The sequence below is a fragment of the Dyadobacter sp. SRI_021 genome, from assembly GCF_057586235.1.
Window position 1 is genome coordinate 108,233 of record NZ_JBYCZM010000013.1, and the last position, 15,831, is coordinate 124,063.

14 protein-coding genes are annotated in these 15,831 nt (G+C 49.9%); 6 read left to right on the forward strand and 8 right to left on the reverse strand.

Annotated features, from left to right (window positions below; translation table 11 throughout):
- The first annotated feature begins 1 nt into the window (after nt 1).
- Nucleotides 2–2,182: a S9 family peptidase gene (locus tag AC2YIT_RS28345; RefSeq protein WP_487281411.1), complete on the forward strand. Its 2,181-nt coding sequence runs from the start codon at nt 2–4 to the stop codon at nt 2,180–2,182.
- Nucleotides 2,183–2,254: 72 nt separating this feature from the next.
- On the opposite strand, the gene AC2YIT_RS28350 is transcribed toward AC2YIT_RS28345, so the two are convergent.
- From AC2YIT_RS28350 to AC2YIT_RS28360, 3 genes are all read right to left on the reverse strand, one after another.
- A complete protein-coding gene (locus tag AC2YIT_RS28350; protein ID WP_430850297.1) occupies nt 2,255–3,775 on the reverse strand; it encodes a M28 family peptidase in 1,521 nt (506 codons plus the stop codon).
- A gap of 88 nt (nt 3,776–3,863) precedes the next feature.
- On the reverse strand, nt 3,864–4,847 hold the full coding sequence (gene hemB / locus AC2YIT_RS28355; RefSeq protein WP_430850295.1) for a porphobilinogen synthase: 984 nt from the start codon (nt 4,845–4,847) through the stop codon (nt 3,864–3,866).
- A 184-nt stretch (nt 4,848–5,031) separates the two neighbouring features.
- Nucleotides 5,032–5,718 carry a response regulator transcription factor gene (locus tag AC2YIT_RS28360; RefSeq protein ID WP_430850293.1) on the reverse strand — a complete coding sequence of 229 codons (687 nt, stop codon included), beginning with the start codon at nt 5,716–5,718 and terminating at the stop codon, nt 5,032–5,034.
- Between the two features lie 174 nt (nt 5,719–5,892).
- Between AC2YIT_RS28360 and AC2YIT_RS28365 the strand changes: the two genes are divergently transcribed.
- From AC2YIT_RS28365 to AC2YIT_RS28375, 3 genes are all read left to right on the forward strand, one after another.
- Nucleotides 5,893–6,912, forward strand: coding sequence for an alpha/beta hydrolase (locus tag AC2YIT_RS28365; RefSeq protein WP_487281412.1), 1,020 nt, complete (start codon nt 5,893–5,895; stop codon nt 6,910–6,912).
- A 111-nt stretch (nt 6,913–7,023) separates the two neighbouring features.
- Nucleotides 7,024–7,854 carry an enoyl-ACP reductase FabI gene (locus tag AC2YIT_RS28370; RefSeq protein ID WP_430850289.1) on the forward strand — a complete coding sequence of 277 codons (831 nt, stop codon included), beginning with the start codon at nt 7,024–7,026 and terminating at the stop codon, nt 7,852–7,854.
- Nucleotides 7,855–7,998: 144 nt separating this feature from the next.
- Nucleotides 7,999–8,814, forward strand: a complete 816-nt coding sequence (locus AC2YIT_RS28375) for a hypothetical protein (protein ID WP_430850287.1) — start codon at nt 7,999–8,001, stop codon at nt 8,812–8,814.
- An 8-nt stretch (nt 8,815–8,822) separates the two neighbouring features.
- On the opposite strand, the gene AC2YIT_RS28380 is transcribed toward AC2YIT_RS28375, so the two are convergent.
- Together AC2YIT_RS28380 and AC2YIT_RS28385 are read right to left on the reverse strand one after the other, a co-directional pair.
- Entirely contained in the window at nt 8,823–9,497 is a 675-nt protein-coding gene (locus tag AC2YIT_RS28380) for a Uma2 family endonuclease (RefSeq protein ID WP_487281413.1), read from the reverse strand.
- A 42-nt stretch (nt 9,498–9,539) separates the two neighbouring features.
- Nucleotides 9,540–11,081, reverse strand: coding sequence for a YifB family Mg chelatase-like AAA ATPase (locus AC2YIT_RS28385; RefSeq protein ID WP_487281414.1), 1,542 nt, complete (start codon nt 11,079–11,081; stop codon nt 9,540–9,542).
- 133 nt (nt 11,082–11,214) lie between these two features.
- Between AC2YIT_RS28385 and AC2YIT_RS28390 the strand changes: the two genes are divergently transcribed.
- Entirely contained in the window at nt 11,215–12,213 is a 999-nt protein-coding gene (locus AC2YIT_RS28390; RefSeq protein WP_487281415.1) for an N-acetylmuramoyl-L-alanine amidase family protein, read from the forward strand.
- Nucleotides 12,214–12,234: 21 nt separating this feature from the next.
- Here AC2YIT_RS28390 and AC2YIT_RS28395 read toward each other — a convergent pair whose 3' ends face one another.
- The 3 genes from AC2YIT_RS28395 to AC2YIT_RS28405 form a co-directional block, all read right to left on the reverse strand.
- Nucleotides 12,235–12,705 carry a Uma2 family endonuclease gene (locus AC2YIT_RS28395; protein ID WP_487281416.1) on the reverse strand — a complete coding sequence of 157 codons (471 nt, stop codon included), beginning with the start codon at nt 12,703–12,705 and terminating at the stop codon, nt 12,235–12,237.
- Nucleotides 12,706–12,789: 84 nt separating this feature from the next.
- Entirely contained in the window at nt 12,790–13,638 is an 849-nt protein-coding gene (locus tag AC2YIT_RS28400) for a TIGR01459 family HAD-type hydrolase (RefSeq protein ID WP_223400860.1), read from the reverse strand.
- 42 nt (nt 13,639–13,680) lie between these two features.
- Entirely contained in the window at nt 13,681–14,721 is a 1,041-nt protein-coding gene (locus AC2YIT_RS28405) for an aminoglycoside phosphotransferase/kinase family protein (RefSeq protein ID WP_430851730.1), read from the reverse strand.
- A 127-nt stretch (nt 14,722–14,848) separates the two neighbouring features.
- Between AC2YIT_RS28405 and AC2YIT_RS28410 the strand changes: the two genes are divergently transcribed.
- Nucleotides 14,849–15,829, forward strand: coding sequence for a 1-acyl-sn-glycerol-3-phosphate acyltransferase (locus tag AC2YIT_RS28410; protein WP_430851732.1), 981 nt, complete (start codon nt 14,849–14,851; stop codon nt 15,827–15,829).
- Nucleotides 15,830–15,831: the final 2 nt, after the last annotated feature.

Sequence of the window (15,831 nt, forward strand, 5' to 3'; positions counted from 1 at the left end):
CATGAAGCAAATATTCAGGACACTTTCATTAACAATCCTTTCCTTTCAGCTTTTTGCGCAGATTCCCGACACATTTCAATGGCTGCCCGACGGCAGCGGCTACCGCGATGCCAGCGATAGCCAGATCGTGGAAGTAACATTGCCCGCCAACCAGGAAAAAGTCATTGTATCATCCGCGCAGCTTACGCCGCAGGGCGGTTCGCCGCTGAACATCCGGAGTTATTCGATCAGTAAAGCGGGGGATAAGGTTTTAGTTTATACCAATACCAAACGCGTGTGGCGCTACGATACGCGCGGCGATTACTGGGTGTATGACATCACTGCCAAAACGCTGAAACAACTCGGAAAAGGATTGCCAGAGTCGTCGCTGATGTTTGCGAAATTTTCGCCCGATGGCAAGAAAGTCGGGTACGTGAGCAAGCATAATGTGTATGTGGAAGACCTCGCAACCAGCACGGTGAAGCAGATTACTGCCGACGGCACCGATCGCGTGATTAACGGTACATTCGACTGGGTTTACGAAGAAGAATTCGATTGCCGCGACGGTTTCCGTTGGAGCGACGACAGTAAATCCATCGCCTACTGGCAGCTCGACGCGCGCAAAATCCGCAACTTTTTGATGATCAACACCACGGATTCCATCTACTCGTTCAATGTGCCGGTGGAATATCCCAAGGTAGGTGAGACGCCTTCGCCCTACAAAATCGGGGTGGTAGACGTTGCTACTGCACAGACGAAATGGATGAATATCCCCGGCGACCCGCAGAATACCTACGTTCCGCGCATGGAATGGTCGGGTATGCCGAATGAGTTGGTGATCCAGCAGTTGAACCGCAAGCAGAACGAGAGCACATTGTTCTATATCAATACCACCGACGGCAGCGCGAAACCATTTTATAGTGAAAAGGATGAAGCCTGGATCGATATCAAAAGCCGCTGGGAAAGCGACCCGATGGGCTGGGATTGGATCAACGGCGGGAAGGAATTTTTGTGGGTAAGCGAAAAAGACGGCTGGCGCCACACCTATCGCGTGAGCCGCGACGGGAAGAAAGAAACGCTCATTACCGCGGGTAATTTCGATATGATTAACCCGGTTCGCATCGACGAGAAAAACAATGCCTATTACTTCATGGCATCGCCCGATAATGCGACGCAGAGCTATCTGTACAAGACTTCGCTGGACGGAAAAGGCACGCCGGTGCGCATTACCCCGGCTGATCAGGCCGGAACGCATGCTTATGACATTTCGCCGCTGGGTAAATTCGGACGTCACCAGTTCTCGAATGCAAAAACGTCGCCTCTGGTAGAGTGGATCTCGTTCCCGAAACACGTTTCGATAGACCCTAACAACTCCATCGCGCAATCCAAAGACAAGATCAATTCATCGAAAGCCAATATTGAATTCTTTAAGGTAAAAACAGACGAAGGCGTGGAGGTTGATGCCTGGATGGTGAAACCGACCAACTTTGACGCCAGCAAAAAATACCCGATCGTATTCATGGTGTACGGTGAAGCGGCGGGAAGCACGGTTAAGGACGTTTGGGGAACCGGTCGCAACCGGTTATATGCAGGCAGTATGGCCGACGACGGATATATCTACGCTTCCATCGACAACCGCGGCACACCTTCGCCGAAAGGCGCCAAGTGGCGCAAAGCGATCTATCGCAACATTGGCCGCATTAACATCAAAGACATGGATGGTGCGGCAACAGCGATGTTCAAACAATTTGCATTCATCGATACCAGCCGTGTGGCGGTACACGGATGGAGCGGTGGCGGCTCATCAACTTTGAACCTGCTATTCCAATATCCGCAGCATTTCAAAACTGGTATCGCGGTAGCGGCTGTGGCCAACCAGCTTACTTACGACAACATTTACCAAGAGCGCTACATGGGTATTCCGCAAGAGAATCGTGAGGACTTTGTGAAGGGATCTCCGATTACTTACGCTAAAAATCTGCGTGGTAACCTGCTCTACATTCACGGGACCGGCGATGATAATGTGCATTACCAGAATGCCGAAATGCTCGTCAATGAGCTGATCAAGGCCAACAAGGTGTTCCAGTTTATGCCTTACCCGAATCGTTCGCATAGCATCTCGGAAGGTGAAGGTACCACGCAGCATTTGCGTTCGCTCTTTACGGATTATTTGAGAAAGAATTGCCCTCCGGGAGCCAGATAATGTGGTATATGTAAAAGAAAAGACCTCCGGAGCAATACAATTCCGGAGGTCTTTTCTTTTGTATTAAAAGCCTTATTTACCGTAGAGTTTCTTAGCTGCCGGCTCATATTTATCACCTGCACTCCATTGCGGCGCCGTTTTTCGGTCGGCGATGAGGCGGGTTGCATATGTGTAAGCCTGGCTGAATTTCAGCAGGTAGTTGAAATCCACTGTTTCTGGGTGGTCGGTTACCTGGTGGTAGTTTTTCATGATATCCCCATTGAACTCTTTGAAACCTGGTGTGAAAGTCGGTGCAGGAACACCTTCTTTGGCAAAACTCACATTATCCGAACGGTCGAAAAGACCTTGTTCAGGTGAAGGATCAGCATAAACGCCCAGGCCAAATGTCTTACAGGCTGTTTCGATCTCTGCGCGCGCGCCGGTACGGTCGAGGCCCATTACCGAAACGATGGTCGTGTCATTATAGCCCGCCCCGTCGGAATTCATATTGAAAATGCATTTGTTCAAAGGCATAATCGGATGTGCCGCGTAATATTTGCTGCCCAACAGGCCTACTTCTTCGCCAGTCAAGGCGACAATGACGATAGAGCGTTTGGGTGGGTTTTTAGCCAATGCCTCGGCTGCTGTGAGCAATGCAGTTACGCCAAATGCATTGTCGCGTGCGCCGTTGAAGATGCTGTCCTCGGGCGTATACGACTGCCCGCCTTGCTTGCCTACACCTACATGGTCGTAATGCGCCGAAAGCAAGACGTATTCTTCTTTCAATTTAGGATCGCTGCCCGGGATGTAGCCGGCCACATTGTAGCTGTAAATAGGCTTCGCAACCCTTCCGGAAGTTTTGAAAGTGACTTCTTTCACCGCACGCAATGCACGCGCGAATTTGGCCTCCTTTCCATTCACCCAGGCATGCGGGATCGTTTTGGCAGCGGTAGCTTCGGCCAGCGATATTTTCTCTCCTGCAAAAAACTTGCTTACTGTATTCCAGGGAATAGGTGCATTGAAAAGCTCAATAACCGCAATAGCGCCCTTATCTTGGGCAATTTTGCGTTTTTCTGTCGAAGTAGCGATGATTTCAGAAGGCGTCTGCGTTTCCGGCGTACCGCTTTCTACCAGCACAATTTTACCTTTCACGTCCAATCCTTTGTAGTCGTCCCAGCTTTTAGCCGCATTTTCCAGACCAAAGCTCGCGTAAACGATCGGCGCTTTCAAATCTACCGCATCGCCGGCCATCAAAAGCCAGTCGGTGCCGCTCTTCATGATCTCGGCGTCTGCCGCGATCTCGCCGGGGCCATTAGCGCCCATTTTTTCGAATGGCACACGCTGGAAATAGCTCGAAGTACCGGTTTCTGAATTGCCTGGCACGGGTACGACGCCAAGCTTGCGGAACTGCTCGGCAATGTAGCGGGCTGCTACGAAGTTCCCTTGCTCGCCCGTGCGCCTGCCCATAAGCTCGTCGCCCGCGAGGAAGCGGATATGCGCTTCGGTTTCCGACTTTTTAATTTGGAATTCAGGTAATGAGGATGTCTTTTTCTGCGCATCGGCCGGGATTGCAAGAGCCAGCCCGAGCGGTAGCAGGAGGAAAGGTAGTTTCATGACTGTTTTGTGATGATTTAAAAAGAGAATGTGAAGATGTAAGATAATCAGACATCTCCACATTGTATGTTAGCCGAATCGGAAATCGCTACCGTTTGTTCAATATCACGGCCGCTTCTTTCGCGAAATAGGTCAGGATGCATTTCGCTCCCGCGCGGCGGATGCTGGTAAGCACTTCCATCATTGCACGGTCGCCATCGAGCCAGCCATTTTGCGCAGCGGCTTTCACCATCGCATATTCACCCGAAACGTTGTACGCAGCGATAGGAATGTCGAAGTTCTCGTCAAGCAACCGGATAATATCGAGATACGACAATGCAGGCTTCACCATCAGCATGTCGGCGCCTTCTTCAAAGTCCAGCTGTGCTTCGAGTAATGCCTCGCGCTTGTTGGCGGGGTTCATCTGGTAAGTCTTTTTGTCGCCAAATTTCGGTGCTGATTCCAATGCATCGCGGAAGGGGCCGTAGAACGCACTCGCATATTTGGCAGAATAGGACATAATGCTCACGTCGGTAAACCCGTGTGCATCGAGGTGGCGGCGGATGTAGCCCACACGGCCGTCCATCATATCGCTCGGGCCGAGAATGTCGGCACCGGCTTTGGCTTGCGCCAGCGACATATTAGCGAGGATTTCGAGTGTAGCGTCGTTTAATATCTTACCGTTCTCAACGAGGCCGTCGTGGCCGTCGGAACTGTACGGGTCCATGGCTACATCGGTCATGATCACCAACTCGGGAAACTGCTCCTTTACCGCGGTAATGGCTTTGAGGTAAAAAGTATCTTCATGATAGCTTTCCGATGCGAAACGGTCCTTTTTGCTTTCGGGATAGTTGGGGAAGAGGTCGATCGCCCTGATACCCAGGTCAGTCACTTCTTTAAGCTCTTCGAGCAGGTTGTCCAGCGAATAGCGGTAAATGCCGGGCATCGACTTCACCTCGGACTTCTGCTGTGTTCCTTCTACGACAAACATGGGGAAAATGAAATCGGATACCTGCAAATTGGTTTCCTGGACCAGGTCACGCACTCCTGCGGATTTTCTATTGCGTCGGGGACGACGGTCTAATTGGATCATGGTAATGGACAGTCGGCGATCGGCTTTCGGCCGTCGGCTTTTATAAAGGCTTATTGAAATACTTTAAAGAAAACCCCACAAAGAAACGCAGAGTTTCCCAATCGCCCCTTTTTTCCTAACCATTCTCTCTACGCGGGCCGCCCTTTTGTCCATTCTCCTTTCCTCCATCCTCCCTCTCCTCCATTTACCCTACCATCAACTTAAAACCCTCCCCATGCAAATTCATGATCTGGATCGAAGGATCTTCGCGGAGGTATTTGCGGAGTTTGGTAATATAGACGTCCATGCTGCGCGCATTGAAATAGGAGTCGTCGCCCCAGATGGTTTTCAATGCAAAACTGCGGCTGATAGGCTGGTTGAGGTTCTGGCAGAATAGCCGGAGCAACTCCGATTCTTTGCTGGTAAGGCGTGCGGATGTCTCGCCGATGGCTAATTGCTGGTGGTTATAATCAAAGGTATATTGGCCAATCCTGAATGCCTTGACCTCTTCCGGCTGGTCGGTCTGCCGGGTATAGCGCCTAAGAATGGCCTGGATCCGCATGAGCAGTTCTTCACGGTCGAAAGGCTTGGTCACGTAATCATCCGCCCCAACCCGGAAACCCTGCATCGTATCCTCCTTCATCGACTTCGCCGTTAGAAAAATAATAGGCACATCACGCCCACTCATACGTACCTCTTTTGCCAGCGAAAAGCCGTCTTTTTTGGGCATCATCACATCGAAAATGCACAAATCATATTCTTTATCCACAAAGTGCTGCCAGCCCTTTTGCCCATCAGTAGCAAGGTCAGTAGGAAAGCCTTTATCCGTCAGATATTCCTGAAGAAGCATTCCGAGGTTGGCGTCGTCTTCAACGAGTAAAAGATTGGGCATTTGAAAAAGAGGTAAATCGTTTAGGTTTGCAAGATACGACATCCCTGCGTGGGGTGGGTTGACCCATGAATAACAGAATTCAGTAAAAATTGCTGAATGGTTACATCCTGCGTAAATTAACCCGATAAAACTAGCGATCTTTCGTATCTGTGAAACCTTCTTAATTCATAAAAAATGTTAAAGTTCATCCTATGGGTCGCCGCGATCCTCGTGATCCTCGGTATCGTGTACATTTCCGGGCCAAAAGTGCCGGAAGCACGCCTTACGCCTGTTTTACCAACCGTTACCAGCGATCTTGTGAAACTGGAAGAGGAAATAAACCGCACCGAAAAGGCCACACCGCTTTTGAAGCCCGACAACGAGGCGCGGATCGTGTGGGCAAACGATAGTTTGAAGCAGAAGACGACTTACAGCGTCGTGTACATTCATGGGTTCGGGGCGAGCTGGGCCGAGGGTGACCCCATTCACAAGGACCTGGCTAAAAAGTATGGGGCCAATCTCTACCTCTCGCGTATGCACGACGCCGGTATAGCCGATACCAACGCATTCGACGATCTCACTCCTGCCAATTTCCTGGCCGGAGCGAAGCGCGCGCTGGCGATCGGGAAGGTCCTGGGAGATACGGTTATCGTGATCGGTACTTCGGCGGGCGGACTACTCTCCGTTTACCTGGCGGCCACCCATCCTGAAATCAAGGGATTGGTGCTTTACTCGCCGTGTATGGCCATTGCAAACCCGGCGATGAAGCTCGTGACCGGTCCGTGGGGCCAGCAAATCCTGCATAAGGTGATGGGTACACACAATATGGGTAAGGATTCCATTCCCGCGCAGGCGCAATTCTGGTTACAGGGCTACCATACCAACGGGCTCACGACGTTGCAGCAGATGATCGATGCTATTGCCCGGCCGGAGATTTTTGCAGAAGTGAAAATGCCGGTTTTTGTAGGATATTATTATAAAGATGAGGAGCACCAGGATAAAGTCGTGTCGGTGAAGGCGATCCGTAAAATGTTTGAGGAATTGGGCACGCCGGCGGACCTTAAAGAGGAAATGGCATTTCCGGAGACCGGCGACCATGTCATCGGCTCGCGGTTACGGTCGAAGGACGTAAAGAGTGTGTACGAGGCCACAGACCGGTTTTTTCAGGAAAAGCTGCATTTGAAACCAGTAGAAAAGTCTGTCGCCCAGCCTTGAACGGGTACAGGAAAGGCATCGGGGCGAGGGATATTGTGGTTAAAGCCGCTAAAAATGCTTTACTTTGCCGGCTTGAACGGACATCCTAATTAATCAACAATAAAAGGAAACATGGCTTACGGTTTATTAAAAGGAAAAAGAGGAATTATATCGGGTGCATTGGACGAAAACTCCATTGCCTGGAAAGTAGCGCTGAAAGCGAAGGAAGAAGGTGCCACGTTTGTGCTCACCAATGCGCCTATTGCCATGCGTATGGGGGCGATCAACGATTTGGCGAAGCAATGCGACGCCGAGATTATCCCTGCTGATGCAACTTCCCTGGAAGATATTGAAAACCTTTTTACCAAATCGACCGAGATCCTCGGTGGCAAGATCGATTTCGTATTGCACTCGATCGGAATGTCGCTGAACGTACGCAAAGGTCGTTCCTATGGCGACCTGAACTACGAATGGTTCCAGAAAGGCGTGGATATTTCGGCGCTGTCGCTGCACAAATTTTTGCAGGTGGCTGAAAAGCTCGACGCGATCAACGATTGGGGATCGGTTGTGGCATTATCCTACATTGCGGCGCAACGTACCTATTCATTCTATAGTGACATGGCCGAAGCCAAGGCCATGCTCGAAAGTATCGCGCGTAGCTACGGTTACCGTTATGGAAAGGCCAAGAATGTGCGTGTGAATACAATTTCACAGTCGCCTACCAAAACCAAGGCCGGCTCAGGTATCGAAGGATTCGACGCATTCTATGATTTCGCGGAAAAAATGAGCCCACTGGGCAATGCTTCGGCAGATGATTGCGCCAACTATGCGATCACCTTGTTCTCTGATCTGACCCGCTTTGTGACGATGCAGAACCTCTACCACGATGGCGGTTACTCTTCAACCGGTATTTCCGAAGAACTGGTAACGATGATCCAGCAACAGGCGGAGCAGCAGCAGTAATATTCCGATTTGATATTTTGAAAACCCTTCAAGGCACGTGTTTTGAAGGGTTTTCTTTTTGTATTAAAATAAATGCGTATACACACCGTTTCGCGTTGTGTAATGTTTGAAGAACCAATTAGTTTAGCCAAATAAAATCCATTTATGAATCATCAGACTCATCACCCCTTTTTCAGCAAACCCGGGGCATTGGCAAGCCGCCTTTTGCTCGCAGCCATGTTCTTGACTTTATTTTCATGCGGAGGAGAAAAAGAGGCCACTAAAGAGGCCGTTCCCGATCCGCCGGTGTATACGCTGGTGTTTCTGGATAAAACCCAAAGCGTGCATGTCGATAAACGCTACGTGAATGACAAATACCGCCAGGCTCTGACCGACATTATCGAGCAGAATATGAAGAACAAGGGCGATAAACTGGAAGTATACTTCATCCACGAAAACACATCCAAGGCCCGTGCGTTGTCCCTGACCGTTCGCAGTGAACGCGATAACCTAGAAGGCGCCAATGCGACCGACCGGGAAGGCATCGAAACCGCATTCCAGCTGACATTACAAAAGGAAAAGAGCATTTATCTGCGTCAGTTGCTTGCGAAGCTCAACCAGCAGAATACCGGGTCCTCGAACCTGTCGACCGACATTTGGGCCAGCTTGCCGGTAATTGCCAAAGCCGGCGAAAGTGGCTCGGAAGTGAAAGTATATTATTTCAGTGATATGGTAGAGAGCGTGAAAGGCGCCGATCGCCGCGATTTTCATACCAATCCGCCTAAAAGCGACGCCGAAGCGGAAGAGGATGCCAAAGAAGATACCAAGAAGCTGGAACGCTACGCGATTGGCTCACCACAGGTTACGATCGTTTCTCCATTCGAACCGACGGCTTCAAGCAAAGAGAACAACCCGCACGTGACGCATTACTGGCAGACGCTCTTCCAGGAGCTGGGGGGGGTAAGTGTAGAGGAACTTTGAGTAGGGTACTATAAATTTTGAATGGCTTTCAGATTCTCAGCGTCGTCGAAGATGGCGCGGATGGGGATTTGGAAGCCTTCGATTACAAAGCTTTTAACGTCATTGCTGGGAGCTTTGAGAATCAACTCATACTTTTCGTCGATGAGGTGATATTGTTCAAGTGTTTCGTTTTCGGGATCTACGATCCAGTATTCCTCAACACCATGCGCCTGATAGTCATCGAACTTTACGCCACGGTCGCGAGCTTCGGTCGAAGTTGAGAGCACTTCCACAACCAGATCGGCAGTGGGGAAAAGAATTTGATCGGTGGTGAACGTCATGGCCTTCTCTTTGCGGAAAAAGCAAATGTCAGGTTCATAATCGTTTCTAGTCAGCGTGATCATAATCTTTTCTATTCCGACAAAACCCATATCATGTTTGCAAACATAAATGTTCATAAGTTGGGCCAAACGTAGCGAAGCTTTATTGTGTTTCATCTTCACAGGAGAGTGAACCACAATCTTACCATTAATAAACTCAGTTTTCTCCTGCTCCGTGATATCATTATAAAATTTCAACCGACGCTTCCGCTCTTCATCGAGCGCTTTTTGCACTGCATCCAGCACCAGATATGCATCCGGCACATTCATGATTTCCGAAACGATACGATTACTCATTTCTCCTGTCAATTGTAGTGTTTCCAAATTTAACGAAGTTTAAGGTGAAAAAATAGACTATTGGCACTGTCATCCAGCCCAATTCTCCCTGTCCAAACTCCGATAATGAATCGCTTCCGCCAAATGCTCGACCTTGATGTCATCGCTGTCTGCGAGGTCGGCGATGGTGCGGGATACTTTGAGGATGCGGTCGTAGGCACGGGCGGAAAGGCCGATGCGTTCCATTGCTTTTTGCAGAAGCATTTTGCCGGCGTCCTCGATAATGCAGATCTGCTTGACCATTTCGGGGGTCATCATCGCGTTTGAATAGATTTCCCTGCGGTTTTTGAAGCGCTCGGTCTGGCGCTCACGTGCGCGGATCACGCGCTCGCGGATTTGCCTGCTGCTTTCGGATTTGCGGGTGGAGGATATCTGCTCAAAGGAGACGGGAGTTACCTCAACATGCAGATCAATGCGATCGAGGAGCGGACCGCTGATCTTGTTGAGGTATTTCTGAACGACACCCGGCCCGCAAACGCAGTCTTTCTCAGGATGGTTATAGTAGCCGCAGGGGCAAGGGTTCATGCTGGCGATGAGCATGAAGTTGGCAGGATATTCCACAGCCATTTTGGCCCTCGAAATACTCACTTTTCTTTCTTCCAGGGGTTGCCGCATGACTTCGAGTACTGAGCGTTTAAATTCCGGCAGCTCGTCCAGGAACAGCACGCCATTGTGAGCCAGAGATATTTCACCGGGCTGCGGATAGCTTCCGCCGCCTACCAATGCGACATCGCTGATGGAATGGTGGGGCGAGCGGAACGGACGCCGCGATACCAGCGTAGCCTGCTTGCCCAGCCTCCCTGCTACGGAATGTATTTTGGTCGTTTCCAATGCTTCAGGAAGGCTCAGCGGTGGCAATATGCTCGGAATGCGCTTGGCCAGCATGGTTTTACCGGCTCCGGGCGGACCGATCATAATGGCGTTATGCCCACCCGCAGCGGTGATTTCCAATGCGCGTTTGATATTTTCCTGGCCTTGAACATGCTCGAAATCAGCTTCGTAGTCGTTTTGGGACGTGAAAAAGAGGTCGCGGGTATCGACCAGGAGAGGCTCGATGTCTTTTGTACCCTTGAAAAAGCCGACGGCGTCAGCCAGTGTTTCGACGGCGATCACGTCGAGGTTGTTTACGATAGCGGCCTCGGACGCGTTTTCGGCGGGTAAAACAATGCCTTTGAAACCATGTTTACGTGCTTCGATAGCGATTGGAAGCACGCCTTTGATAGGGCGTAAAATACCGTCCAGCGAGAGCTCGCCAAGGATAATGTAGTCTTCGGGATTGCGGATGCAAACGAGCTGGTCGGAGCATTGCAAGGTACAAATGGCAATGGGCAGATCGTAGGCGGAGCCTTCTTTGCGGATATCGGCGGGTGCTAGATTAACAACGAGTTTCTGCCGTGGCATTTTATAGCCGAAGTGTTTCAGAGAGGCTTCTACCCGTTGCTGGCTTTCTTTCACGGCGCTGTCGGCCAGGCCGACCATATAGAATCCCAGCCCCTGGCCGACATTTACTTCAATGGTGATGATCGTCGCATCGACGCCGAAAACGGCGCTTCCATAGGTTTTGGCAAGCATGAGTGTGTGCTTTGAGTAAATAGAAAAATTTTTGGTAAAAATAGCAGGAAAAAGGCGAAAGCAGGGAAACCGCATGGAAGGCTTGCGCAACCGCCTGATCATTCCTAATTTATGATTCCATTAAACTAGACCCATGAATCGCATCTTTCTAACCCTGTTATTTTTCATAGGTATCATATCGTTTACCGTAGGGCAATCGAAACGAAAGCCTTTGAAAGGAAAAACCATTTGCATAGACCCCGGGCACGGGGGTACCGCGGCAACTGACAGTTATCGTGTGGGCCCGGGTGGCGAGCGCGAGGAGTGGGTAAACCTGCGGGTAGGGCTGCTTCTGCAAAAAATGCTCGAAAAGAAGGGGTCGAAAGTGGTGATGACAAGAATTGCGGATGTAGAAGTGCCGCTTGCTGACCGGGCGAAACTTGCCAAAGACCGCAAAGCCGATCTTTTCGTCTCGATCCATCACAATGCGACCGCCGATTCGTCGGTCAACTTCCCGATCATTTATTTCCATGGAAATATGTCCGAGAATGTAGCCAGTGTGGATTTTGGCAAAGAACTGGCTGAGGCGTTGTTGAAATACCTGCATAAGCCCCAGACCCCTGTTTCGCTCGTTTCCGACTACACTATATTCGCTGATGCCGGGGCTTCCGTACTCCGGAATACTTACGGAATACCTGCGCTTCTTGCGGAGGCGTCGTTTTTTACAAATCCTTCCGAAGAGCAGCGATTGAAACAACCAGAACATAACCAGAATGAGGCCATTGCCTATTCCGAGGCTATTATCGCGTTTTTTGCGAAGCCTGTCGCGCCCATTGTCGCTAAAAACTCGAAAGTGCCGGTAATACCCGCATTCAAAGTTTTTCAGGAGGCCGAACGTATGACCCCCATTGCAAAACGTTGGCGCCAGGACTTCGACGAGGGAAAAGTATTTATGACAAAACGCGATACTGCATTGCTGCGCGAATCGTACGAACTTTTCACCCGCTCCGCTCGCTCCTTTCCCGACTCCTGGCTGGCCGGACAATGCCACCAGAACCGTGCCGTACTTTTACGCAAATTAGGCAAGGGCGTCGAAGCCGCACAGGAAGATCAACGGTTTAGAGAGTATTATGTGCAGTTAAAGAGGAAATAAGCGGTCTTTTGTACGTGCCATTTACTTGAACAATATCCGCAAATCTATCTTAATGTCCGTAATGGGATCAGTAAACATGCATTCGGTAAAATTCTGCACAGCCTGGTCAGGAAGAAATAGCTGAACAGTTTGAATGGAAGGCATTACTATCCACGCAGACCGTACATGCGACGGAAAGTAAATTTTCCAGATCTTGCTCGTCAGTGCGTCGTATGCCTGTGTAGGGGAAAGGATCTCAATCGCGGTAATGGGAGCCTCGGTGTAACGGATAACGTCCTCTTTCCAGTTGAAAGAGAGGTTTTGGAAAATCGACAGATCGGGCTTGCTGCGTCCCGCCGAAAGCTCCAGTTCCAGCTCAGGCATAATGTCAAACCTCGCATCATATTGCGAGAGCAGGATACTCAGACGGTAAATCAGGCGTGAATGGTTCAACGACATAGTTTCCTCGAGAGGAATTTCTGTTTCGGTGATTTCAATTGCCTGGATTGCCATAACCATCGTCGTTTTACCAGAAATAACAAAAATCCGCACCATATTCCGGCGCGGGAAGGAGTAAGTGCAAGTGACGGCAATCAATTATTCAACCACCGCCGACACGCAAATGTAAGTCGGGATAATACCGGTCGCGCGGATACGTACTTCAGCGTCTTCCGCCTGCGTATTACCTGTGAGCACGAGGGCAGTGTCCAGACCGAATTTGTTTCCGCCGAGAATATCGGTATTCAAAGTGTCGCCTACCATCAGAATGTCTTTTTTACTCACATTAGGGTAGTTTTTAATGTGTTGATAGGCAAATATGAACATCTGCGGGTCTGGTTTACCGAAGCGGATAAACTCCCGCCCGATGGTGTTTTCGATCATCTTTGCCAACGCGCCGATCGCGAACGATACACGACTCTTGGATGCGGGGTAAGTCTTGTCAGTATTGGCCACGATCACCGGAATATTCCGTTTGCGCAGCAGATTGAGTGTTTTAGTCAGATCGGTATTCCAGTCGAAGCCTTCATCATCCAGAAACACCAATGCATTGATATCGCCCACATTGTTCAAATCCAGCTGGCGGATGGAGAGTGTCTTTAAATCCGAAGTTTCAATATAATGCGCCGAGTTCTCAGTTCCGAGATAAGCAACAGTCCCCTTTCTCACTTTCAAATCCAGGTACTCGCGGGCGAGCATGCCCGATGAAATAATGCGGTCGGGCGTTACATCGTTGATGCCCAGGTTTACATAGCTTTGCGCGAGCTGCTCCGGACTGCGCGAGGCATCATTGGTAACCACGTAAAAGTCCTTGCCGCGCTCACGCAGGTAGGCAAACGTGTTTTCAATGCCGGGGATCAACCCGTTGTACGTTTTGAGCACGCCAAATGCGTCAAAGAAAATAACGTCGTATTTGGAGATGACGGATTTAAAATTATCGAGTACCATGCAGTTGTGTCTTGGGAGTGAATGGGGAGTAAAAGGAGGTTGCTAGATTTTCAGGGCACGGAGGATCTTGTCGGGATCGAATCCGTCGATCGATGGGAAATACAGCTCATAGGCCTCGCGCTGCAACTTGGTGCAGTACGAGCGGTGGAAAAAGTATTTACCATATTTGATTACATAGTTCAATATAAAAAAGCGGTAGGCTTCCTTCATGAAGCGCACCTCGTTCTCGGTCAGCGGGTAAACCTTGTGATATTCCTGTAAAAACATGATAAACCGCTCTTCCATCAGCGGCCCGATGAGGTAGCTGAATACCGTACGGTCGCCGACATTGGAACACACTCTGCTGAAAAAATAGAAATCCATTACCCGCGACGACACGCGAAACCAGTCATAATCCCAGCGTGAAAATAGCTTCATATCGTCGGTCACCGAGAAATTTCCGATGTTCCAGTCCACGAAAACGGGCATGAGGTCGAACGAGCTGACATTCAGGCGCTGGATATTCTTCATGAAAACATCGCATTGCCTTTTGAGAATATGGATGTAGCCCCGGTGCTCGTACTGGCCGGTATCGGTTTCCAGGATTTCAAGCAAATGGTGAATGTCGGTACGGAGGTTTTTAGACGATTTCGGAATAGACCGGCTTGCCCGGAAACACGCCTGATGGAATTTGGCGGCTTCGGCACCCAGCTTGCGGATATGCTCCTCGTCCAGTCGCCGGGGCAACCGGTTCATGGCGCGGATGGGGTTGTAAAAAACCACCCAGGTGTCCACGAAGTCTTCCTGGTAACGATAGGTATAAACCTGGTTATTCTTCACCAGCGACTTTGCAAGCACATTCTCAAAAGGATAAAGCAGGTTATTGGAAAGGGCCTGGATAATCCGGTGGTCCTCCTTGAAATGTTCGTATTTACCAAAATAGGAAAGCTTGGCAACCACTTTATCGTCGTTGTCGAGCGTAACGCGGAACACGTGGTTGGTCGAAACTTTGGCACTAATATCTTCTACAAATTTGACCCCGATCGAACTATCGAACCCTGCCCAGGCTTTCCGGATAATTTCGGGATAATCTTTTAAACGCATTCCAATCTCGCATTAGGCTTTACAAATGGCACCAAAGGTAGCAAACTCGTGGGAGCAGAATACCCTGGCTGTTGGGATTGAATAAAAAAATAATCCCATAATTTTGCAAAAACTTACTTTTTGAACATTGTTTTACTATTTCTCGCGTTTTCTGGTCCGCCTGGCTTTGCCTATTTATCTGAGAAAGCTTTGTGTAGTCAATTTCGATAAATTACCCAAAGGGGCACCGTTGCTGCTGGCCTCCAACCATCCCGATTCTTTTTTCGACGCCGTAGTGATCGGTTCCGTGCTCGAACAGCCCATTCATACGCTCACCCGCGGCGACGTGTTTCGCAAAAAAGCGGCTGCATTCTGGCTGCGGCAGATTAACCTGATCCCTGTTTTTCGCGGATCGGAAGGTCGCCAATATGTTAAAAATCATGATATTACTGCGCAGGAAAGTCACGATGCGCTGAAAAAGGGCGACGCCGTAGTTGTATTTTCAGAGGGTATTTGTGTAAATGAATGGCGCCTTCGTCCCCTCGGCAAAGGTACCGCACGGATGGCCTATAAAATCTGGTACGGCGACGACGCGCTGCAAAGCATGAAGGTGATCCCGACCGGCCTGAACTACGAAAACTTCCGTGGGCCGGGCAAGCGTGTCTCATTGAATTTCGGCGAGGCCATTGCCGCAGACGACATTCAAACCAGTCCGCAGGAGTACGAAAAGTGGCTCCGGGAATTCAATGAAATCCTCGATCGGAAGATGAATGCTGAAATCCTAACCGTCCCCGCTGATCTGCCCAAAGCCGAGCAGCAACGACAACTCAGCGCATTCTTCGATCAATGTGCAGCACCGAAGGCTAAAAGTAATGCGCTGTTGAGTGTGATTGGCTGGATCGGTCGTACCATTCACTCGCCATTATATTCTTTCTTCGAAGGCAAAGCCGCCAAACTCACCGCGCGGTCGGTTTTTTATGATTCCGTACTTTTTGGTATGCTGCTGTATTTGTATCCGGTGATCGTTGGGCTGCTTTCGATCATTGGGGGTGCATTCGCAGGCTGGCAGGTGGGATTGGGCGTGTTTGTGGGATTGCCATTGCTGGCCTGGGTGGGGAGTAAATGGTAACA

Bases quoted from the DNA above. Each gene is read 5' to 3' on its own strand.
- AC2YIT_RS28345 (WP_487281411.1), top strand. From the start codon at position 2: ATGAAGCAAATATTCAGGACACTTTCATTAACAATCCTTTCCTTTCAG.
- AC2YIT_RS28350 (WP_430850297.1), bottom strand. From the start codon at position 3,775: ATGAAACTACCTTTCCTCCTGCTACCGCTCGGGCTGGCTCTTGCAATC.
- hemB (WP_430850295.1), bottom strand. From the start codon at position 4,847: ATGATCCAATTAGACCGTCGTCCCCGACGCAATAGAAAATCCGCAGGA.
- AC2YIT_RS28360 (WP_430850293.1), bottom strand. From the start codon at position 5,718: ATGCCCAATCTTTTACTCGTTGAAGACGACGCCAACCTCGGAATGCTT.
- AC2YIT_RS28365 (WP_487281412.1), top strand. From the start codon at position 5,893: ATGTTAAAGTTCATCCTATGGGTCGCCGCGATCCTCGTGATCCTCGGT.
- AC2YIT_RS28370 (WP_430850289.1), top strand. From the start codon at position 7,024: ATGGCTTACGGTTTATTAAAAGGAAAAAGAGGAATTATATCGGGTGCA.
- AC2YIT_RS28375 (WP_430850287.1), top strand. From the start codon at position 7,999: ATGAATCATCAGACTCATCACCCCTTTTTCAGCAAACCCGGGGCATTG.
- AC2YIT_RS28385 (WP_487281414.1), bottom strand. From the start codon at position 11,081: ATGCTTGCCAAAACCTATGGAAGCGCCGTTTTCGGCGTCGATGCGACG.
- AC2YIT_RS28390 (WP_487281415.1), top strand. From the start codon at position 11,215: ATGAATCGCATCTTTCTAACCCTGTTATTTTTCATAGGTATCATATCG.
- AC2YIT_RS28395 (WP_487281416.1), bottom strand. From the start codon at position 12,705: ATGGCAATCCAGGCAATTGAAATCACCGAAACAGAAATTCCTCTCGAG.
- AC2YIT_RS28400 (WP_223400860.1), bottom strand. From the start codon at position 13,638: ATGGTACTCGATAATTTTAAATCCGTCATCTCCAAATACGACGTTATT.
- AC2YIT_RS28405 (WP_430851730.1), bottom strand. From the start codon at position 14,721: ATGCGTTTAAAAGATTATCCCGAAATTATCCGGAAAGCCTGGGCAGGG.